Annotated in this window: 20 protein-coding genes; 15 read left to right on the forward strand and 5 right to left on the reverse strand. The window is 73.2% G+C overall.

Annotation, left to right across the window (positions count from 1 at the left end; all coding sequences use genetic code 11):
• Positions 1–52 precede the first annotated feature (52 nt).
• The 4 genes from bioB (at position 53) to ACP4J0_RS11225 (ending at position 4,481) form a co-directional block, all read left to right on the forward strand.
• Positions 53–1,288, forward strand: a complete 1,236-nt coding sequence (bioB, locus tag ACP4J0_RS11210; RefSeq protein WP_426598482.1) for a biotin synthase BioB — start codon at positions 53–55, stop codon at positions 1,286–1,288.
• A complete protein-coding gene (locus tag ACP4J0_RS11215) occupies positions 1,281–2,567 on the forward strand; it encodes an adenosylmethionine--8-amino-7-oxononanoate transaminase (protein WP_426598483.1) in 1,287 nt (428 codons plus the stop codon). The genes bioB and ACP4J0_RS11215 overlap by 8 nt, the downstream gene beginning before the upstream one ends.
• A gap of 1 nt (position 2,568) precedes the next feature.
• A complete protein-coding gene (gene bioD, locus ACP4J0_RS11220) occupies positions 2,569–3,285 on the forward strand; it encodes a dethiobiotin synthase (protein WP_426598484.1) in 717 nt (238 codons plus the stop codon).
• Positions 3,286–3,791: 506 nt separating this feature from the next.
• Positions 3,792–4,481, forward strand: a complete 690-nt coding sequence (locus ACP4J0_RS11225; RefSeq protein WP_426598485.1) for a class I SAM-dependent methyltransferase — start codon at positions 3,792–3,794, stop codon at positions 4,479–4,481.
• A 30-nt stretch (positions 4,482–4,511) separates the two neighbouring features.
• On the opposite strand, the gene ACP4J0_RS11230 is transcribed toward ACP4J0_RS11225, so the two are convergent.
• Complete coding sequence (locus tag ACP4J0_RS11230) at positions 4,512–4,886, reverse strand: fic family toxin-antitoxin system, toxin component (RefSeq protein ID WP_426598486.1); 375 nt, start codon at positions 4,884–4,886, stop codon at positions 4,512–4,514.
• 45 nt (positions 4,887–4,931) lie between these two features.
• Positions 4,932–5,159: a toxin-antitoxin system HicB family antitoxin gene (locus ACP4J0_RS11235; RefSeq protein WP_426598487.1), complete on the reverse strand. Its 228-nt coding sequence runs from the start codon at positions 5,157–5,159 to the stop codon at positions 4,932–4,934.
• A gap of 176 nt (positions 5,160–5,335) precedes the next feature.
• Between ACP4J0_RS11235 and ACP4J0_RS11240 the strand changes: the two genes are divergently transcribed.
• The 9 genes from ACP4J0_RS11240 (at position 5,336) to mug (ending at position 16,029) form a co-directional block, all read left to right on the forward strand.
• Complete coding sequence (locus tag ACP4J0_RS11240) at positions 5,336–6,289, forward strand: ATP-binding cassette domain-containing protein (RefSeq protein WP_426598488.1); 954 nt, start codon at positions 5,336–5,338, stop codon at positions 6,287–6,289.
• 4 nt (positions 6,290–6,293) lie between these two features.
• On the forward strand, positions 6,294–8,861 hold the full coding sequence (locus ACP4J0_RS11245) for an ABC transporter permease (RefSeq protein ID WP_426598489.1): 2,568 nt from the start codon (positions 6,294–6,296) through the stop codon (positions 8,859–8,861).
• Positions 8,862–8,904: 43 nt separating this feature from the next.
• Positions 8,905–9,795 carry an LLM class F420-dependent oxidoreductase gene (locus tag ACP4J0_RS11250; protein ID WP_426598490.1) on the forward strand — a complete coding sequence of 297 codons (891 nt, stop codon included), beginning with the start codon at positions 8,905–8,907 and terminating at the stop codon, positions 9,793–9,795.
• Positions 9,796–10,035: 240 nt separating this feature from the next.
• On the forward strand, positions 10,036–10,464 hold the full coding sequence (locus ACP4J0_RS11255; RefSeq protein ID WP_426598491.1) for a GNAT family N-acetyltransferase: 429 nt from the start codon (positions 10,036–10,038) through the stop codon (positions 10,462–10,464).
• Positions 10,465–10,626: 162 nt separating this feature from the next.
• Positions 10,627–11,961 carry a hemolysin family protein gene (locus ACP4J0_RS11260; protein WP_426598492.1) on the forward strand — a complete coding sequence of 445 codons (1,335 nt, stop codon included), beginning with the start codon at positions 10,627–10,629 and terminating at the stop codon, positions 11,959–11,961.
• Complete coding sequence (locus ACP4J0_RS11265; RefSeq protein WP_426598493.1) at positions 11,958–12,971, forward strand: hemolysin family protein; 1,014 nt, start codon at positions 11,958–11,960, stop codon at positions 12,969–12,971. Before ACP4J0_RS11260 ends, ACP4J0_RS11265 begins: the two co-directional genes overlap by 4 nt.
• A 193-nt stretch (positions 12,972–13,164) precedes the next feature.
• Positions 13,165–13,947, forward strand: coding sequence for an SGNH/GDSL hydrolase family protein (locus tag ACP4J0_RS11270; protein WP_426598494.1), 783 nt, complete (start codon positions 13,165–13,167; stop codon positions 13,945–13,947).
• Positions 13,948–14,032: 85 nt separating this feature from the next.
• Positions 14,033–15,475 (forward strand): adenylosuccinate lyase, encoded by a 1,443-nt coding sequence (gene purB / locus ACP4J0_RS11275; protein WP_426522222.1) that lies wholly within the window; start codon positions 14,033–14,035, stop codon positions 15,473–15,475.
• Entirely contained in the window at positions 15,472–16,029 is a 558-nt protein-coding gene (mug, locus tag ACP4J0_RS11280) for a G/U mismatch-specific DNA glycosylase (protein WP_426598652.1), read from the forward strand. The genes purB and mug overlap by 4 nt, the downstream gene beginning before the upstream one ends.
• A 13-nt stretch (positions 16,030–16,042) precedes the next feature.
• Here the strand turns inward: mug and ACP4J0_RS11285 are convergent, their stop codons facing one another.
• From ACP4J0_RS11285 to ACP4J0_RS11295, 3 genes are all read right to left on the reverse strand, one after another.
• Positions 16,043–16,486 carry a hypothetical protein gene (locus ACP4J0_RS11285; protein ID WP_426598495.1) on the reverse strand — a complete coding sequence of 148 codons (444 nt, stop codon included), beginning with the start codon at positions 16,484–16,486 and terminating at the stop codon, positions 16,043–16,045.
• 90 nt (positions 16,487–16,576) lie between these two features.
• On the reverse strand, positions 16,577–17,302 hold the full coding sequence (locus tag ACP4J0_RS11290; RefSeq protein WP_426598496.1) for an ABC transporter permease: 726 nt from the start codon (positions 17,300–17,302) through the stop codon (positions 16,577–16,579).
• A gap of 2 nt (positions 17,303–17,304) precedes the next feature.
• Positions 17,305–18,225, reverse strand: coding sequence for an ABC transporter ATP-binding protein (locus tag ACP4J0_RS11295; protein WP_426598497.1), 921 nt, complete (start codon positions 18,223–18,225; stop codon positions 17,305–17,307).
• Between the two features lie 108 nt (positions 18,226–18,333).
• On the opposite strand from ACP4J0_RS11295, the gene ACP4J0_RS11300 reads away from it, so the two are divergent.
• Together ACP4J0_RS11300 and ACP4J0_RS11305 are read left to right on the forward strand one after the other, a co-directional pair.
• Positions 18,334–19,491 carry a sensor histidine kinase gene (locus tag ACP4J0_RS11300; RefSeq protein ID WP_426598498.1) on the forward strand — a complete coding sequence of 386 codons (1,158 nt, stop codon included), beginning with the start codon at positions 18,334–18,336 and terminating at the stop codon, positions 19,489–19,491.
• A 14-nt stretch (positions 19,492–19,505) separates the two neighbouring features.
• Complete coding sequence (locus tag ACP4J0_RS11305; RefSeq protein WP_426598499.1) at positions 19,506–20,168, forward strand: response regulator transcription factor; 663 nt, start codon at positions 19,506–19,508, stop codon at positions 20,166–20,168.
• Positions 20,169–20,230: the final 62 nt, after the last annotated feature.

The raw sequence follows: 20,230 nt of genomic DNA on the forward strand, positions 1-20,230 counted from the left end.
TGTGCGAAGTCTCCTTGGCCCCGGGCGGCCCCTTAGGACAGGATCGGCTCTCATGGACCTGCTGAACACGCTGGTGGACAAGGGGTTTCGGCGCGAGTCGCCGACCCGCGAGGAGGCGCTCGCCGTCCTCGCCACTTCCGACGACGACCTGCTCGATGTGGTGGCCGCGGCCGGCAAGGTGCGCCGTCACTGGTTCGGCCGACGGGTGAAACTCAACTATCTCGTCAACCTCAAGTCGGGCCTGTGCCCCGAGGACTGCTCCTACTGCTCGCAGCGGCTCGGCTCCAAGGCCGAGATCCTCAAGTACACCTGGCTGAAGCCCGACCAGGCCTCGCAGGCCGCCGCCGCGGGGGTGGCCGGGGGCGCCAAGCGGGTGTGCCTGGTGGCCAGCGGACGCGGTCCGACCGACCGGGACGTGGACCGGGTCTCGGACACCATCAAGGCCATCAAGGAGCAGAACGAGGCGGTCGAGGTGTGCGCCTGCCTGGGCCTGCTCTCCGACGGCCAGGCGGAACGGCTGCGCGAGGCGGGCGCCGACGCCTACAACCACAACCTCAACACGTCCGAGGCGACGTACGGGGACATCACGACCACGCACACGTACGCCGACCGGGTGGACACGGTGCGCAAGGCGCACGCGGCCGGGCTGTCCGCCTGCTCGGGACTGATCGCGGGCATGGGCGAGAGCGACGAGGACCTGGTCGACGTGGTCTTCTCGCTGCGCGAGCTGGACCCCGACTCGGTGCCGGTGAACTTCCTGATCCCGATGGAGGGCACGCCGCTGGCCACGGAGTGGCACCTCACCCCGCAGCGCTGCCTGCGCATCCTGGCGATGACGCGGTTCGTCTGCCCGGACGCCGAGGTGCGCATCGCGGGCGGGCGCGAGGTCCACCTGCGCACGATGCAGCCGCTCGCGCTGCACCTGGCGAACTCCATCTTCCTCGGCGACTACCTCACCAGCGAGGGCCAGGCCGGCCAGGCGGATCTGGAGATGATCGCGGACGCCGGTTTCGAGGTGGAGGGCGCCGGCCGGGAGACCCTGCCGGAGCACCGGGCGGCGGGCCGGGGCGGCTGCGGGTCGCACGAGGGCGGCGGGGCCTGCGGTTCCGCCCCGGCGGAGGAAGGCTGTGGTTCCGCCCCGGCGGAGGGAGGCTGTGGCTCCGCCCCGGCCGCGGGAGGCCGCGGATCCGCCGCGACCGCCGAACCGGTGGTGGCCGGCGAAGCCCGTACGGACCTGGTCGCCGTACGCCGCCGTGGTGCCGGAACGGACCTCGCGCCCAATGCCTGAGCCCGCGCTGACCGTGGACGAGTTGCTGGCGCTCGACCGGCGGCACGTCTGGCATCCGTACGGCCCCATGCCCGGCCGGCAGGACCCGCTCGTCGTGGAGTCGGCGAGCGGGGTGCGGCTGCGGCCGGCCGACGGCTCCGCCGAGCTCGTCGACGGGATGTCCTCCTGGTGGTCGGCGATCCACGGCTACAACCACCCGGTGCTGAACGAGGCCGCGCGCGACCAGCTGGACCGGATGAGCCACGTGATGTTCGGCGGTCTCACCCACGAGCCCGCCGTACGACTGGCGAAGCTCCTTGTCGACATGTCACCCGATGGCCTGGAGCACGTCTTCCTCGCCGACTCCGGGTCGGTGTCGGTCGAGGTCGCGGTCAAGATGTGCCTGCAGTACTGGCGGTCGCTGGGCCGCCCGGCCAAGCGGCGTCTGCTGACCTGGCGCGGCGGCTACCACGGCGACACGTGGCAGCCCATGTCGGTGTGCGACCCCGAGGGCGGGATGCACGAGCTGTGGACGGGCGTCCTGCCGCGCCAGGTCTTCGCGGACGCGCCGCCGGCGGAGTACGAGGAGTCGTACGCCGATCACCTGCGCGCCCTGATCGAGCGGCACGCCGACGAACTGGCCGCGGTGATCGTCGAGCCGGTGGTGCAGGGCGCCGGGGGGATGCGGTTCCACTCCCCCGCGTATCTGCGGGTGCTGCGCCAGGCGTGCGACGCGCACGGCGTGCTGCTGGTGTTCGACGAGATCGCGACCGGGTTCGGGCGTACGGGCGCGTTGTTCGCGGCGGAGCACGCGGCGGTGACGCCGGACGTGATGTGCGTGGGCAAGGCGCTGACCGGCGGCTATCTGACCATGGCGGCCACGCTGTGCACGTCGGAGGTGGCCGACGGCATCGCGCGGGGCGAGGTGCCGGTGCTGGCCCACGGGCCGACGTTCATGGGCAATCCGCTGGCGGCTGCCGTGGCGTGCGCGTCGATCGGGCTGCTGCTCGGCCAGGACTGGCTCGCGGAGGTCAAGCGGATCGAGGCGGGCCTGCGGGAGGGCCTCGCGCCCGCCGCCGGAACGCCGGGCGTGCGGGACGTACGGGTACTCGGCGCGATCGGCGTGGTGCAGCTCGACCACGCCGTCGACATGCGGGCGGCGACGGCGGCGGCCGTGCGCGAGGGCGTGTGGCTGCGGCCGTTCCGCGACCTGGTCTACACCATGCCGCCGTACGTCACCGACGACGCGGACGTGGCACGGATCGCCCGCGCGGTGTGCGCGGCGGCAGGGGAGGGATGACATGCCGGTACTGGTGATCACGGGCACCGGCACGGAGGTCGGCAAGACCGTCGTGACCGCCGCCGTCGCCGCGACCGCGCTGGCGGGCGGCCGGTCGGTGGCCGTGCTGAAGGCCGCGCAGACGGGCGTACGGCCGGACGAGTCCGGGGACGCCCAGGAGGTGGCGCGCCTCGCGGGTCCCGTGACGGCGGCCGAAGTCGCCCGCTACCCGGAGCCGTTGGCGCCGTGGACGGCCGCGCGGCGGGCCGGGCGGGCTCCGGTGCGCCCCGAGGAGGTGGCGGAGGCCGCGGGCAAGCTGGCCACCGAGCACGACCTCGTGCTGGTCGAGGGCGCGGGCGGGCTCCTCGTACGCTTCGACGCGGCCGGCGGGACGCTGGCGGACGTCGCCGGACTGCTGGGAGCGCCGGTGCTGCTGGTGGCGTCGGCCGGGCTGGGCACGCTGAACACGACGGAGCTGACGGCACGTGAACTGCTCTCGCGCGGGCTGGAGCTGACGGGTGTGGTGGTCGGCAGCTGGCCGGGGTCCCCGGACCTCGCGTCGCGCTGCAACCTCGCGGATCTGCCGGAGGTGGCCGGAGCCCCCCTGCTCGGCGCCGTGCCCGCCGGAGCGGGCTCCCTGCCGCCGGCCGCCTTCCGGTCGGCGGCCCCGCACTGGTTGGCGCCCTGTCTGCGGGGCTCGTGGGACGCGGACGCGTTCCGGCGACGGGAGGGTCCCTGACCGGTGGCGGGTCAGTACCGCGGGAGGTCAGTACCGCAGACACCGGTCAACGCCTGGGCGACACAGCCCCTGGCCGGCGCGGACCGCGGCACCCGGACCACGGACACGCTCCGAGCGGCCCCAGACCCACTCCGACCGGCAGGGCGCGCGCCCGTACGTCGGCCACCACCCGAGCACCCCGGGCGGCGGCCGCCCTCACCGGTGGCCTTCCTGGCCGGCGAGCCAGGTGGAGCGCGTCCGGGACCGGACACGCTCCGCGCCCGGGAGGCGTCCTGACCGGCGGTACGGCTCGAGGCCGGCCGCCGGTCCGCACCGTGGGGGCAGGGGTCCGTGCCGTCCCGGCCGGCATCCCCGGCCGACCGCCCGGACCGTGCGGGACGCCGGCGCGGGGCACGGCCCGGTCTCCGGGCGGTCCGGCACCGGCGAAGGAGCCGCCCGCACGGTGGGTGCACGGCGCTTGTACGGGGGACAATCGTGGTAAGGCACCACCTCGTGAGGGAGGTCCCATGGCGCTGCGACCCACCCGTGCCCGCGGGGTGCCGCGGGACGCCGTGCACCATCCGCTGTTCGCCCGCTGCTACGCCCGGGTCAGTGTGCGGGCCGAAACCCGGATGGGCATGGGGCCGGTGCGCGAGCGGCTGCTTGCCGGGCTGTCCGGACGGGTCATCGAGATCGGCGCGGGCAACGGCCTGAACTTCGCCCACTACCCGGGCACCGTCTCGGAGATCGTCGCCATCGAACCGGAGCGCACGCTGCGGCGGTTGGCCGTCGAGGCGGCGCTGCGCGCCCAGGTGCCGGTCGACGTCGCGCCGGGCGCGGCGGAGGCGCTGCCGGTCAAGAGCGAGGCCTTCGACGCGGCTGTGGTCTCGCTGGTGCTGTGCAGCGTCCGCGATGTGCCGCGGGCGCTCGGGGAGCTGAGGCGGGTGCTGCGGCCCGGCGGCGAGGTGCGGTTCTTCGAGCACGGCCGGGGCGGCGGCCGGGTGATGACCTTCACCCAGCGCGCGCTGGACCGGACGCTGTGGCCCGCGCTGTCCGGCGGCTGCCACGTGTCCCGCGAGCCGGTGGCCGCGCTGCGGGAGGCCGGGTTCGCGCTGGGCCCCTACCGGCGGATGATGATGCCGGAGAACGGGCCGCCGCTGCCGAGTTCTTACTGCGTGCTCGGCACGGCGTGGCGACCGGCCGAAGCCGAGGCGTAGTCGCAGTCGCAGTCGCAGTCGCAGTCACAGTCACACGCTCCACCGGCGCAGCTCATCCGCGATGTCGTCGACCGATGCCTCACCGCTCTTGACCAGCAGGGCGAGATCCCGCACCTGCTCGGGAGTGGTGGCGACCTTGACCCCGCCGGCGACCAGGTAGGCGTAGGCGACCGCGGAGGCGAACAGGGCGTTGGAGCGTTCCAGGGCGGGGACGTGGATCAGCAGTTGGAGCAGCGCTGCGGCGCGGGCGTGAGGTCCCTCGTAGACAGGCGTGTCGAATATTTCGGCCCGGTGGCGGGCGACGGCCGCCACGAGCGCTCCCCAGTCGGTGACCTGGGGATCTCCCGGGGTGCGCTGTTCGGCGAGCATGAGCAGCCAGGCGAGATCGATGGTGAGGTCGTTCATCCGAGTTCGTGTGGTCCGGATCGTTGGCCGGGATCGTCCGACGGCTCAGCGGCGTCCGTCGCCGACCTCCTCGGCGAACACCTTCTCGTACTGCCGCATGAAGTCGGCCGCGGCCTCCACGAAGGTGCGGCCGGCCTCGCCGGTGTCCTGCCGGACCAGCTCCTCGATGTAGCGGTTGACGCTCATTCCCCGGGCCAGGGCCCGTTCGCGGGCCGCCCGGGCGGTTCCCTCGTCCACCCGCACGTTCAACTGGGCCTTCTGGGGCTTCGCCATACCTCGAAGCTAGCGCCGGAACGCTAGCGGCGGCAAGGGCCGCCTCCCGCGGAACCCCCGCGGAAACCCCGCGGAAACCCCGCGAAATAACGGCGAACCGGTACCACAGGAGGATTCCGGGTGTGGTCCGGGTCACACTACTCTGGCGGCCCGCGGAGAGCACCGAGGAGGCCGTCTTGTCCACACCCGCTGCGAAGCACGCCCCCGGTCGGGCGTCGGCCGACGACATCGCCGCCCGGGCGCGCGGCCTGACCAAGGCGTACGGCTCGGGCGAGACCACGGTGCTCGCCCTGGACTCGGTGGACGTGGACATCGCGCGCGGCCGTTTCACCGCGGTCATGGGCCCGTCCGGCTCCGGGAAGTCCACGCTGATGCACTGCCTGGCGGGCCTCGACACCGTCTCGGCCGGCCAGGTGTGGCTCGGCGACACCGAGATCACGGGACTCAGGGATCGGGAGCTGACGCGGCTGCGCCGGGACCGGGTCGGGTTCATGTTCCAGTCCTTCAACCTCATTCCGACGCTGAACGCGTTGGAGAACATCACGCTGCCCCAGAACATCGCGGGCCGGAGCCCCGACCCGGAGTGGCTCGACCAGGTCATCGACACCCTGGGCCTGCGGGACCGGCTGAGGCACCGGCCGGCCCAGCTCTCCGGGGGCCAGCAGCAGCGGGTGGCCTGTGCGCGGGCGCTGGTCTCCCGGCCCGAATTGATCTTCGCGGACGAGCCGACCGGCAACCTCGACTCGCGGGCCGGTCTGGAGGTGCTCGGCATCCTGCGGGAGGCCGTGGACGAGCTGGGTCAGACCGTCGTCATGGTCACCCACGACCCGGGCGCCGCCGCCCGCTCCGACCTGGTGCTCTTCCTCGGGGACGGACGGATCGTGGACGAGATGGAGAGGCCGACGTCGGAGGCGGTGCTGGAGCGCATGCGCATGTTCACCGGCGCGGGCTTCCCGGGTGCCCCGGACTCCCCCTCCGGGCCGGCCCCACTCTGCGGACCGGACTCAGCGTCCGGGGCGCGGTCACCGTCCGGGGCGGGGTCACCCTCCACGCCCGGCTCACCCTCCACGCCCGGCTCACCCTCCACGCCCGGCTCACCCTCCACGCCCGGCTCACCCGACAAGGACTGACGCCGTGCTGAAGGCGACGCTCAGGAGCTTCCTCGCGCACAAGGGACGGCTGGTGCTCTCGGCGCTGGCGGTCATGCTGTCCGTGGCGTTCGTCGCGGGCAGTCTAGTCTTCTCCGACACCCTCACCCGTACCTTCGACCGGCTGTTCGCCTCCACCGCCGCCGATGTCACCGTCCGCCCGCGGGAGGGACTCGACGAGTCGGTGCCCTCCGGCAGGACGGCAACCGTGCCGGCCGCGCTCGCCGACCGGCTGGCCGAGGTCGACGGGGTCGCCGCCGCGCGCGTGGACGCGGAGGTCGAGAACATCACCGTCGTCGGCGACGGGAACGAGTCGGTGAGCCCGACCACCGGCGCCCCCACGATCGGCACCAACTGGAACCCGACCGACCGCAGCCCCGTGGAACTCACCTCGGGTCACGCCCCGCGCGGCCCGGAGCAGGCGCTGCTCGACTCGGAGACCGCCGACCGCGCGGACGTACGTATCGGCGACACCCTCACCGTGATCGCCCCGCCGGGCTCGTTCGACGTCGAGATCGTCGGCATCGCCACGTTCACCACGACCAACCCCGGCGCGGCGCTGCTCTTCCTGGACACACCGACGGCGCAGGCGAAACTGCTGGGCGACCCCCGCGCCGCCACCGGCATCTCCGTCGAGGCGGCGGCCGGGACCAGCGACGACCTGCTCAAGCGGCGCGTCGCCGACGCCCTGGGCGCGGACAGCTACCAGTACCGCACGGCCGCCGAGCAGGCCCAGTCGGACGTCGAGCAACTGGGCGGATTCCTCGACGTCATCAAGTACGTCATGCTCGGCTTCGCCGGGATCGCCGTCCTGGTCGGCGTGTTCCTGATCGTCAACACCTTCTCGATGCTGATCGCGCAACGCACCCGCGAGCTGGGTCTGCTGCGCGCGCTCGGCGCGGACCGGCGTCAGGTGCGACGCTCGGTACTCACCGAGGCGGTGCTGCTCGGCGTGGTCGCCTCGACGCTGGGCCTGGCCGCGGGCATCGGGCTGGCCGCGGGACTGATCGGGCTGATGAACGCGATCGGCATGAACATCGACTCGGGCGAGATGGTCCTCGGCTGGGCGACGCCCGTGGCGGCGTACGTCGTCGGCGTCGGGGTGACGTTCCTCGCCGCCGGTCTCCCGGCACGCCGTGCGGCGGCCGTCTCCCCAATGGCGGCCCTCGCGGACGCGGAGATCGCCGGGGTGGGCCGGCCGCTGCGGACCCGGGCCGTGGCCGGCGCCGTGGCCGGAGGCCTGGGTGTGGCCGCGCTCGTGGGGTGCGCGGTGGCGACCAGGACCTCGTCGGCGGCGTCGCTGCTGGGGCTCGGCGTCGTCCTGACCCTCCTCGCGACCGTCATCGCCGGTCCGCTGCTCGTCCGCCCGGTGATCCGGGCGCTCGGCGCGGTTTTTCCGGTGGTGTTCGGTGCCGTCGGCCGGATGAGCCGGCGCAACGCCCTGCGCAACCCCCGCCGCACCGGCGCCACGGCCTCCGCGCTCATGGTGGGCATCGCACTGGTCGGCGGGATGTCGGTGGCCAGCGCCTCGATGACCGAATCCTTCGACCGGCAGATCGACAAGGTGATGGGCGCCGACTTCGTCGTGCAGAACGGCGGTTTCATGCCGTTCCCGCGGGAGGTCGGTGAGCGGGTGCGCCAGACCGAGGGCGCCGGGCTCGTCGTACGGTCCCGGTTCGTGCCGGTCGCCGTGCGGCTGCCGGACGGCGACCGGGTGGAGGCGACCGCCACGGGCTACGACCCGCGCCTCGACGACGTCGCCAACATCCCGTACGCGCGCGGGGACACGAAGGCGGCGCTCGCGCCAGGTCACCTGGCGATGGACGCGGACTTCGCCCGGGAGCACGGCGTACGCGCCGGCAGCACGGTCCCCGTCGAGTTCCCGGGCGGGCGCACCGCCGACCTGACGGTGGGCGCGCTCACCGACCAGGAATCCGCCGAGGGGTTCGGAATGGAGGGCGGGCTGTTCTTCGGCCTGGAGACGCTGGAGCGGTACGCGCCCGGTGGCCAGGACTCGTCGTTGTACGTGAATGCCGCGCCGGGGACGAGCGCCGACGCACTGCGCGCGAACCTGGAACGGACGCTCGACCCGTACCCGCAGGTGCAGGTGCGCGACCTGGCCGACTACAAGGAGCTGGTGCACGACCAGATCGCGGTCCTGCTCTACCTCGTGTACGCGCTGCTCGGCCTGGCGATCGTCATCGCGGTGCTCGGCGTGGTCAACACCCTCGCGCTGTCGGTGGTGGAGCGCACCCGTGAGATCGGACTCCTGCGGGCCATCGGGCTCGCCCGGCGTCAGTTGCGCCGGATGATCCGGCTGGAGTCGGTGGTGATCGCGGTGTTCGGCGCGGTGCTCGGGCTGGCCCTGGGGCTGGTGTGGGGTGTGTGCGTGCAGCAGGTGCTGGCGCTGGAGGGGCTGACGGCGTTCGCGATCCCGTGGGGCACGGTCGTCGCGGTGGTGGTGGGTTCGGCGGTGGTGGGCGTGGTGGCTGCGCTGCTGCCCGCGTGGCGGGCCTCGCGCATGAATGTGCTGGCGGCCATAGCGCACGAGTGATTGACTCCGGTGGCCCGAAGTCCCCCGCCGTGGAGGAGGTTTCATGTCGCGTCCGTTCCGCTTCGGCGTCAATCTGATGGCGCCCGCACCTGCCGAAGAGTGGAGCGCGAAGTGCCGGCGGGCCGAGGAGCTGGGGTACGACGTGATCCTGGTCCCGGACCATCTCAGCATGCCGGCGCCGTTCCCGGCGCTGGTCGCGGCGGCCCGGGCCACGGGGCGGCCTCGGCTCGGCACGTTCGTGCTCAACGCGGGGTTCTGGAATCCCGCTCTGCTGGCCCGGGAGGTGGCGACCACGGACGCCCTGACGGGCGGGCGCCTGGAACTCGGGCTCGGCACCGGCTACGTACGGGCGGAGCATGACGCGGCGGGGCTGCCGTTCGGCTCGCCCGGCGAGCGGGTGGACCATCTGCGGCGCACCGTCGAGGAGCTGGAGCGACTGCTCGGCGACGAGGAGTACCGGCCGCGGCCGGTGCAGCGGCCCGGGGTGCCGCTGCTGATCGGCGCCAACGGCGACCGGATGCTGGAGCTGACCGCGCGGCACGCCGCCATCGCCGCGTTCACCGGCGGACGTACCGTGCGGGGCAGTTCGACGGGGCAGCTCGCCCCGGTCACGGCCGAGGAACTCGACGAGCGCGTGGCCCGGTACCGGGAGCTGGCGGCGGGCCGCGAGGAACCGGCTGAGCTGAACCTGCTCATCCAGATGGTCGTCGTGACCGAGGACCGCGAGGCCGCCGTCCGGCCCCTCCTGGAGCACGTGCCGCACCTGACCGCCGATCAGGTGCTGGAGCTGCCCATCTTCCTGGCCGGAACCCTGGAACAGATCACCGCGCAGGTACGGGCGCAGCGCGAACGGTACGGATTCACCTACCTGACGGTGCTGGAGCCGTACATGGAGGTTTTCGCTCCGGTGATGCGGGCGTTGCGCGGCGTCTGACGACCGGTACGCGTGCCCCGGGCACCTGCGGGGCGGTCCGGCGGGTACGGCCGTCCGCCCGCCTGGCCGCCCCGCAGGCGCCCCGGCGGGCGGGTGGAGCCGCCCAGCGTGCACGGCGGTCCGGGGTGTGTGGCCGTTCGGCGTGCGCGGCCGTCCGGCCTGCGTGGCCGTCCGGCGTACCGGGCGGTCCGCATGCCGGAATGTCTCGTGGCGGTCCGGCGGGCGTGATGGGATCGCCGCATGACCGAACTGCGTATACGGGCCGCCGGGCGGCCCGGGGATCTGGACGCCGTGCTCGCCTTCTGGAAGGTGGCCGCCGAGGGGACGAGCATCAGCGACGACCGGGAGGGGGTGGAGCGACTGGTGTCCCGCGACCCCGACGCGCTGATCCTGGCCGAACGCGGCGGCGACCTGGTGGGCACGGTGATCGCGGGCTTCGACGGCTGGCGGTGCCATCTGTACCGGTTGGCGGTGCACCCGGACCACCGGCGCCAGGGCATCGGCTCGACCCTGCTCACGGCCGCGGAGGAGCGGTTCGTCCGGCTCGGCGGGCGCCGCGGGGACGCGATGGTGCTGCGGCGCAACGAACGGGCCCAGCATGCCTGGCGGGCGGCCGGGTACGCGCCCGAGGAGCAGTGGCGACGCTGGGTGAAGCCCCTCCCCGACTGAAAGGCTGTGACGACCGGCGCATGAGCGAGTCCAGTCCCCATCGGCGATTCTCCCGGCGCCTGCCGCGGCGCGTCTCCCGGCGCGTCGCCCGGCGCGTCCCCTCGGCGCACGACATCGCGCGAACCTCCGTGTCCTGGCCGATCATGGACCCGAGGTGACCCGATGACCGAAGTGCTCCTGCTGCTGGTGGCGATCCTGCTCGCGCTCGCGTGCGGCGCCTTCGTCGCGGCCGAGTTCTCGCTGACCACCGTCGAGCGCGGTGAGCTGGAACGGGCGGCGGCGCGGGGCGAGCGGGGTGCGGCGAGCGCCCTGAAGGCCGTACGGAACCTGACCTTCCAGCTGTCCGGGGCGCAGCTCGGCATCACGGTCACCAATCTGGTCGTCGGCATGCTCGCCGAGCCGTCGGTCGCGGCGCTGATCGCGGGCCCGCTGGAGAGCGCCGGGATCTCGCGCTCTGCCTCCTCCTCGCTGGCGCTGGTGCTGGGCACGGCGCTGTCGACGGTCTTCCTGATGATCGTCGGCGAGCTGGTGCCGAAGAACTGGGCGATCTCCTCGCCGCTGGCCGTGGCCAGACGGGTGGGCGGTCCGCAGCGCTGGTTCAGCGCGGCCTTCCGTCCCTTCATCACCCATCTGAACAACACGGCCAACCGCATCGTGCGCCGCTTCGGTGTGGAGCCGGCCGAGGAACTCGCGTCCGCGCGCGGGCCGCAGGAGCTGGCGGCGCTCGCCCGGCACTCGGCCAAGGAGGGCGCGCTGGAGGCCGACACCGCCGAGTTGTTCGTGCGGACCCTGAACCTCGCCGACCTGACGGCGCAGAACGTGATGACCCCGCGCGTGCAGGTCGTCGCCCTCGACGCCCGGGCGACGTGCGAGGACGTGGCGAACGCGACGCGGGCGACCGGGCTGTCCCGGTTCCCCGTCTACCGGGACACCCTCGACGCCGTGGTCGGAACGGCGCACGTCAAGGACGTCCTCGCGGTGCCGGCCGAACGGCGGGGCCGGATCGCGGTCGCCGAGCTGATGCGCGAGCCGCTGCTCGTCCCGGAGTCACTGACCGTCGACCGGCTCCTGGACCGGCTCTCCGGGCGACGCACGATGGCCGTCGTGATCGACGAGTACGGCGGGACGGCCGGTGTGGCCACGCTGGAGGACATCGTCGAGGAGGTCGTCGGCGAGGTGCGGGACGAGCACGACCCGCACGAGACGCCCGAGCTGGATCCGGCCGGCACCGACGAACAGGGGCGCGCGCTGTACCGGGCCGACGGCGCGGCCCGCGTGGACCGGCTGACGCGCCTGGGACTCAAGGTGCCCGAGGGGCCGTACGAGACGGTCGCCGGGCTGGTCGCGGCCGGGCTGGGGCACATCCCCGCCGTCGGCGACACCCTGGAGGTCGCCGGCTGGCGGCTGGACGTCGTGGACGCCACGGGTCGCAGGGCGGCCCGGGTGCTGCTGCACGCTCCGCTCGACGACGCGAACGAAGAGGAGCCCGGCCGGTGACCGCCGTACAGCTGCTGATCGGTCTGGCGACGCTCGTCGTCAACGCGTTCTTCGTGGGCGCCGAGTTCGCGCTGATCTCCGTGCGCCGCAGCCAGGTGGAGTCGTACGCCGAGGAGGGCGACCGGCGTGCGAAGAGCGTGCTGTGGGGTCTGGAACACGTGTCGGCGCTGATGGCGGCGGCGCAGCTGGGCATCACGCTGTGCACACTGGTCCTCGGCGTGGTCGCGGAGCCGGCGATCGCACACCTGCTGGAGCCGGTGTTCCACGCGGTGGGCGTGCCGTCCGGCGCGGGGCACGCGATGTCCTTCGTGATCGCCCTGGCGCTGGCGACGTATCTGCACATGCTGCTCGGCGAGATGGTGCCGAAGAACATCGCGCTGGCCGAGCCGGTGCGCAGTGCGCTGCTGCTCGGGCCGCCGCTGGTGGCGCTGTCCCGGGCGCTGCGCCCGGTGATCTTCACGATCAACGCCTTCGCGAACGCGGTACTCAAACTGCTCAGGGTCGAGACGAAGGACGAGGTCTCCGCGACCTTCACGGATGCGGAGCTGGCCGAGATCGTGAAGGACGCCAGTGATGCCGGGCTCATCGACGACCGGGCGCAGGAGCGCCTGCACGACGCCCTGGAGCTGGGCCGGCGGCCGGTGCGGGACGTGGTACTGCCACTGGAACGCGTCGTCCACGCGCGCGTGGGCATCACTCCGGAGCAGTTGGAGCGGCTGTCGGCGGAGTCCGGGTTCTCCCGTTTCCCGGTGGTGGACGACGGGCGGCGGATCGTCGGCTACCTGCATGTGAAGGACGCCCTGGACGCCTCACCGCGGGACCTGCCCTTCCGGCTGCGGGACATGCGGCCCATCGCCCGGGTGCGGGAGCGCACCCCGCTGGACGACGTGCTCACCGCGATGCGGCGCAGCCGCACGCACGTGGCGGCCGTGCTGGGGACCGACGGGCGGCTGGCGGGGCTGGTGACCATGGAGGACGTACTCCGGGAACTGTTCGGGCAGCGAACGTGAGCCTGCGGGACGGAGGGCGGTGCCGGGCCGGAGGCGGAGGACGGGTGCCGGCCGGAGCGGCGAGGACGGGTACCGAGCCGGGGGCGAGGATGGGTGCCGGCGGACTCGGAGAGGGGTGCGGACCCGAAGGGCGGCGTGGTCCCGAAGGGCGACCGACCGGCGGGTATGTGTAGGGGCTACCATTTCTGTCGCCATGCAGACGAATCCCACCCACACCAGTCTCGTCGCCGTCGGCGACTCCTTCACCGAGGGCATGTCGGACCTGCTGCCCGACGGCTCCTACCGGGGCTGGGCCGACCTCCTCGCCGCGCGGATGGCCGCCCGCTCCCCCGGTTTCCAGTACGCGAACCTCGCGGTGCGCGGAAAGTTGATCGGGCAGATCGTCGACGAGCAGATCGACGTGGCGGCTGCCATGGGAGCCGACGTGATCACGCTGGTCGGCGGGCTCAACGACACGCTGCGGCCCAAGTGCGACATGGCCCGGGTACGGGATCTGCTGACGCAGGCGGTGGAGCGGCTCGCCCCGAACTGCGAGCAGCTGGTGCTGATGCGCAGTCCGGGGCGCCAGGGTCCGGTGCTGGAGCGGTTCCGGCCGCGCATGGAGGCGTTGTTCGCCATCATCGACGACCTGTCCGAGCGGCACGGCGCCGTGGTCGTCGACCTGTACGGGGCCCAGTCGCTGGCCGACCCCCGCCTGTGGGACGTGGACCGGCTGCATCTGACCGCCGAGGGGCACCGCCGGGTCGCGGAGGCCGTGTGGCAGACGCTCGGTTACGAGCCCGAGGACCCCGAGTGGCACGCGCCGATCCCGGCGACGCCGCCGCCGGGCTGGGTCGTGCGCCGGACCGCGGACGTCCGTTTCGCCCGGCAGTACCTGCTGCCCTGGATCGGCCGCAGGCTGACGGGCCGGTCGTCCGGGGACGGCCTGCCGCCCAAGCGCCCGGAGCTGCTGCCGTACGAGGACCTCACTCCGTGATCCCCGCACCCACGCACCCTTCGTAGGTTCCGACGAAGAGCCCCGGGGAGCTGGCCTGCAGGAATCGCCAGTAGAATCCGTTTACGTGACTTCCGCTCCCGCCAAGCCCCGCATCCCGAACGTCCTCGCCGGACGCTACGCCTCCGCCGAGCTCGCCACGCTCTGGTCGCCCGAGCAGAAGGTGAAGCTCGAGCGGCAGCTCTGGCTCGCCGTGCTGCGGGCCCAGAAGGACCTCGGCATCGAGGTGCCCGACGCCGCGATCGCCGACTACGAGCGCGTCCTCGACCAGGTCGACCTGGCCTCGATCGCCGAGCGCGAGAAGGTCACGCGGCACGACGTGAAGGCGCGGATCGAGGAGTTCAACGACCTCGCCGGGCACGAGCACGTGCACAAGGGCATGACCTCCCGCGACCTGACGGAGAACGTCGAGCAGCTCCAGGTCCGGCTCTCCCTGGAGCTGATCCGCGACCGCTCGGTGGCCGTGCTGGCCCGGCTGGGCAAGCTGGCCGGCGAGTACGGCGAGCTGGTCATGGCCGGCCGCTCCCACAACGTCGCCGCGCAGGCCACGACGCTCGGCAAGCGGTTCGCCACCGCCGCCGACGAGCTGCTCGTCGCGTACGGCCGGGTGGAGGAGCTGCTCGGCCGCTACCCGCTGCGCGGCATCAAGGGCCCGGTCGGCACCGCTCAGGACATGCTGGACCTGCTCGGCGGGGACGCGGGCAAGCTGGCGGAGCTGGAGCAGCGGATCGCCGGGCACCTGGGCTTCTCGCAGGCGTTCACCTCGGTCGGCCAGGTCTACCCGCGCTCGCTGGACTACGAGGTCGTCACCGCGCTGGTGCAGCTGGCGGCGGCGCCGTCGTCGCTGGCGAAGACCATCCGGCTGATGGCCGGCCACGAGCTGGTCACCGAGGGCTTCAAGCCCGGCCAGGTCGGCTCCTCCGCGATGCCGCACAAGATGAACACCCGCTCCTGCGAGCGCGTCAACGGCCTGATGGTGATCCTGCGCGGCTACGCCTCGATGACCGGCGAGCTGGCGGGCGACCAGTGGAACGAGGGCGACGTGTCCTGCTCGGTGGTGCGCCGGGTGGCTCTCCCCGACGCCTTCTTCGCCCTCGACGGGCTGCTGGAGACGTTCCTGACCGTGCTCGACGAGTTCGGCGCGTTCCCGGCCGTCGTGGCCCGGGAACTGGACCGCTACCTGCCGTTCCTGGCCACCACCAAGGTCCTGATGGGCGCGGTGCGGGCCGGTGTGGGCCGCGAGGTCGCGCACGAGGCGATCAAGGAGAACGCCGTCGCCTCCGCGCTGGCCATGCGCGAGCAGGGCGCCGAGCGCAACGAACTGCTCGACAAGCTGGCCGCCGACGAGCGCATCCCCCTGGACCGCGCCGGGCTGGACGCGCTGATGGCCGACAAGCTGTCCTTCACGGGCGCCGCCGCCGACCAGGTCGGCGTCGTCGTCGCCCGGATCGAGGAGATCGTCAAGCAGCACCCGGCCGCCGCGGGCTACACCCCCGGAGCGATCCTCTGACGCGCTTCACCCCGGCGGAGCTGGAGGCCGCCCGCGACCGTCTCGTACCGGACGTCGTCGCGGACGGTCTCCGCGTGCTGTTCTGCGGCATCAACCCCGGGCTGATGACGGCGGCGACGGGCCACCACTTCGCCCGTCCCGGCAACCGCTTCTGGCCGGTGCTGCACCTGTCCGGTTTCACGCCACGGCTGCTGAAGCCGTCGGAGCAGGGTGAGCTGCCGTCGTACGGACTCGGCATCACGAACGTCGTCGCGCGGGCCAGCGCGCGGGCGGACGAACTGACCGCGGAGGAGTACCGGGAGGGCGGTCGGGTGCTGGCGCTGAAGGTCGCGCGGTTGCGTCCCGGCTGGCTGGCCGTGGTCGGTGTGACCGCGTACCGGGCGGCGTTCGACGAGCCGAAGGCCCGCGTGGGCCCGCAGGCGCGGACGATCGGGGGCGCGCGCGTGTGGGTGCTGCCCAATCCGAGTGGGCTCAACGCGCACTGGACGGCGCAGACGATGGCGGAGGAGTTCGCGCGGCTGCGGGTCGCGGCGGAGGCGGAGCACCAGGCGTAGGCGCGGGCGGGCGTCACGGTGGTGCCTGCTCCGTGACGACGGCCAGCAGCTGTACCTCGTCCGCCTCGTCGTCCCGGTCGGCGACCGCCACCCCCACCCAGCGGCCGGTGCCCTCCGCCTCCCATAGATACGCCACGCGCGCGCGGGTGCTGAGTTCGGCCCACGGCTCGGGTATCTCCTCCCGCTCGGTCCGCAGCAGGACGGTCTGCAGGTTCCAGGGGTCCGTCCGGCCCCAGCGTGCGGCGAGCAGCTCGTGGAGGGCGTCCCGTTCCTTCTCGTACTGCTCCACCGTCACGGCCCGCTCCGCCCGGTTGCCGCCGCGCAGGCCGTGGCTGCTCTCCAGGACCGCCACGAAGTGGCCGGGGCCCCCGGTGCCCGCGTCCGACGGGCCGTGCTCCGCCGGGAACGGCCGGAAGCACAGCTCGTCGATGAGGGCGATGTGCCGCGCGATGTCCATGTCCTCCAGTAAACCGGCCGCCACTGACAATTGGCGGGGCGTCAGGCGGCCGGTGCTGCCGGGCGGCGGCCGGTACCGGCGGCCGGGTTGTCAGGCGTCCCGGCTGCGCAGCCGCCAGGCTCCCGCCAGCAGGGCTGCCGCCGTCCACAGCGCGGTCACCGCAAGTCCGGTCCAGGGCCCCAGAGTTCCCTCGTGCGTCTGGTACAGGACGACCTGCCCCGCCTTGTCCGGCAGGAAGTCGGTGACGCCGCCCACCGCGTCCCCGACCACGAAGGAGACGATGAGGACGAACGGGATCAGGACGGACAGGGTGGCCACGCCGCTGCGGAACAGCGCGGTGAGGCCGGCCGCGAGCAGCGCCATCAGCATGAGGTAGATCCCGCAGCCCACGACGCCGCGCACCTGCTCGCCGGTGGTGAGCCCGTCCGCAGCCGGGCCGAGGCCCGCCCGGGCCGCGACGAGGGCGGCGAGCGCGGTGAACAGCCCCACGACGAGCGCGGGTACGGCGACGACCACGAGCTTCGCCGCGAACCACCGTCCGCGCCGCGGAACGGCGGCCAGCGAGAGCCGGATCCCGTTGCCGTGGTACTCGGAGGAGACGGCCATGGCCCCGAAGGCGACGGCGGCGATCTGGCCGGGTATGACACCGGAGAGCGCCATGAACAGCGGATCGAACTCGGGCTGGGAGGTGTCGGAGACTCCGGCCAGCGCGGAGAAGGCGGTGGTGACCGCGAACACCGCCAGCAGGGTGCCGCACAGCGAGCGCAGGGTGCGGACCTTGAGCGCCTCCGAGCGGAGTACGGGCGTGAACGACATGGTCAGACCTCCTGGGGCTGTGCGGTGAACTCGGTCTCGGCGGCCGTCAGGTCGAGGTACGCCTGCTCCAACGTGCCTTCGTCCGAGGACAGTTCGAGGATCGGGACTCCCGCGCCGGACATGGCGCGACCGATGTCGTCCACGCGCGCGTCGTGCACGGTCCAGTACCCGTCGTCGTGTTCCACGGCGTCGTGGCCGTGCCGGGCCAGGGCGGCCTTCAGGGCGGTGGCGTCCGAGGTGCGGATGCGGACGCGCGGCTGCACGCGCGCGTCGATGAACTCCCGCATCGGGGTGTCGGCGAGCAGGCGGCCCCGGCCGAGGACGACCAGGTGGTCGGCGAAGGACGCGGTCTCGTTCATCAGGTGGCTGGAGACCAGGACCGTGCGTCCCTCGGCCGCGAGCCCGCGCAGCAGTCCGCGGATCCAGATGATGCCCTCGGGGTCCAGCCCGTTGGAGGGCTCGTCCAGCATGACCACTTCGGGATCGCCCAGCAGGGCGGCGGCGATGCCCAGCCGCTGGCGCATGCCCAGCGAGTACGTCCGCACCCGGCGGCGGGCCACCGACGCGATGCCCGTCTCCTCCATCACCTCGTCGACCCGGCGCGACGGGACGCGGTTGCTCGCCGCGAGGACGCGCAGGTGGTCCCGGGCGGTGCGCGCGCCGTGCGCGGCCTGCGCGTCGAGCAGGGCGCCGACGTGCCGCAACGGCTCGTGCAGGGTGGCGTAGGGGCGTCCGCCGACGGTCGCGGTCCCGGAGGTGGGCCGGTCGAGGCCCAGGACGAGCCGCATGGTGGTGGACTTCCCGGCGCCGTTGGGGCCGAGGAAGCCGGTGACGCGGCCGGGGCGCACGGTGAAGGTGAGGTCGTCGACGGCTCGTCGGGTGCCGTACTCCTTGGTGAGGTTCTGGACGTCGATGCTGGTCATGGAAGCAGCGTGGCGGTTGGTACCGGGTCGTGGCCTCCCCCACGGGCGGGGAGCCTCTCCCCCGTGCGGGGGAGCCGGGCTGTCGGTGCCGCGTGGCACGATGACGGGATGGTCCGCCTGCTGCGCCCGCTGGTTCGCGGGACGACGTACACACGCCTGCTGCACCTGTGGGTGCCGATGGCGGCCTTCAGTGTGTATATGTTCGTCCTGCCGCACCTGCCCTGGGTGCCCCTGCTCGTGCTGGTCCCGGTCGGCCTGATCCCGGCCGTGCGGACCGGCGAGGGGGTGCAGGCGCGCCTGCTCCTCACCCCCGGCCACGAGGACTCGGCGTTCTCGGTCACCCCCTCGGCGAGCCGCAGCGACCGGCTGCGCACGGTGGCGTGGCTGGAGCTGCGCATGCTGCTGGGCGGCGCGACCTCGATGGTCTGCGTGTGGCTGCCGCTCATCTCCGTCGAGATGGTCCGGCACTCCCTGGGGTACCGCGTCGACGACATACCGGTCCTGCGGGACACCGACCCGCACTGGGTGTGGGCGCTCCTCGCGGTGCTCCCCCTCCTCGCGCTGTACGGCGCCGTGGTCGGCCTCGGCGTCCTGGTGACGGCGGCGGCCCGCGCGCTCCTCGGACCGTCCGCCGCCGAACGGCTGAGCGCCCTCGAGGAACGCACCGAGCAGCTCCTGGAGCGCAACCGCATCGCCCGCGAGCTGCACGACTCCATCGGTCACGCGCTGACCGTCGCCGTCGTGCAGGCGGGGGCCGCGCGCACGGCGAACAGTCCCGAGTTCACCGACCGGGCCCTGACCGCGATCGAGGAGACCGGCAGGGCGGCCCTGGAGGACCTGGAGCGGGTGCTCGGTGTCCTGCGGGAGACCAAGGGACCCGCGAGCGGCCGGCCGACGCTCGCGGACGCCGACCGTCTCCTGGAGTCCGCCCGCGCCTCCGGGGCGAAGGTCGACGCCGAGGTCACGGGCCCCGTGGAGACCCTGCCCGGCCCCGTCTCCCGGGAGGGCTACCGCATCCTCCAGGAGTCGCTGACCAATGTGCTGCGGCACGCGGGTGCCGTACCGGCGCGGGTCCGCGTCGAGGTGAGAGACGGTGCGCTCACCCTGGAGGTGCGCAATCCGCTGCCGGACGGGAGGGTCACCCCCGGACGCGGCAGCGGCCTGCGCGGTATACGCGAGCGTGCCGCGCTGCTGGGCGGCCGGGCGCACACGGGACCCGACGACGCCGGCGATTGGCAGGTGCGCGTCGAGCTGCCGCCGAGCTGATCTACCCTGGCCGGATGCCGGTCAGAGTGCTCCTCGTCGATGACGAACCCCTCGTACGCGCAGGTCTGCGGGCCGTGCTGGAGGCGCAGCCCGACATCGAGGTGGTCGGTGAGGCCGCCGACGGGGCGGCGGTCATCCCGCTGGTTCGGCAGGTACGGCCGGACGTGGTCGCCATGGACGTCCGGATGCCCCTGATGGACGGCATCGAGGCCACGCGCGCGCTGCTGCGGACGATGACCGACCCGCCGAAGATCCTCGTGGTGACGACCTTCGAGAACGACGAGTACGTGTACGAGGCACTGCGCGCGGGCGCCGACGGGTTCCTGCTGAAGCGGGCCCGGCCGGCCGAGATCGTGCACGCGGTACGGCTGATCGCCGAGGGCGATTCCCTGCTGTTCCCGGCCTCGGTGCGGCAGCTCGCCGCCGAGTACGGTGACGACGGCGGTAACCGCGCGGCCCGCGCGGAGTTGGAGCGGGCGCAGCTGACCGAGCGGGAGGGCGAGGTGCTGCGGCTGATGGCGCGCGGGCTGTCGAACGCGGAGATCGCCGCCCGGCTGACCGTGGGTACGGAGACGGTGAAGTCGCATGTCAGCGCCGTACTGTCGAAGCTGGGGGCGCGGGATCGCACACAGGCGGTGATCACGGCGTACGAGTCGGGTTTCGTGGCGCCGGGGTGAGGCACCGCGGCATTCCGGGAAGGGGCGGACCGGCACTCGCCGGGGCGGAGCGGGCCGAGTAC

The organism is Streptomyces sp. WG7 (assembly GCF_049975785.1).
Classification (GTDB): domain Bacteria; phylum Actinomycetota; class Actinomycetes; order Streptomycetales; family Streptomycetaceae; genus Streptomyces.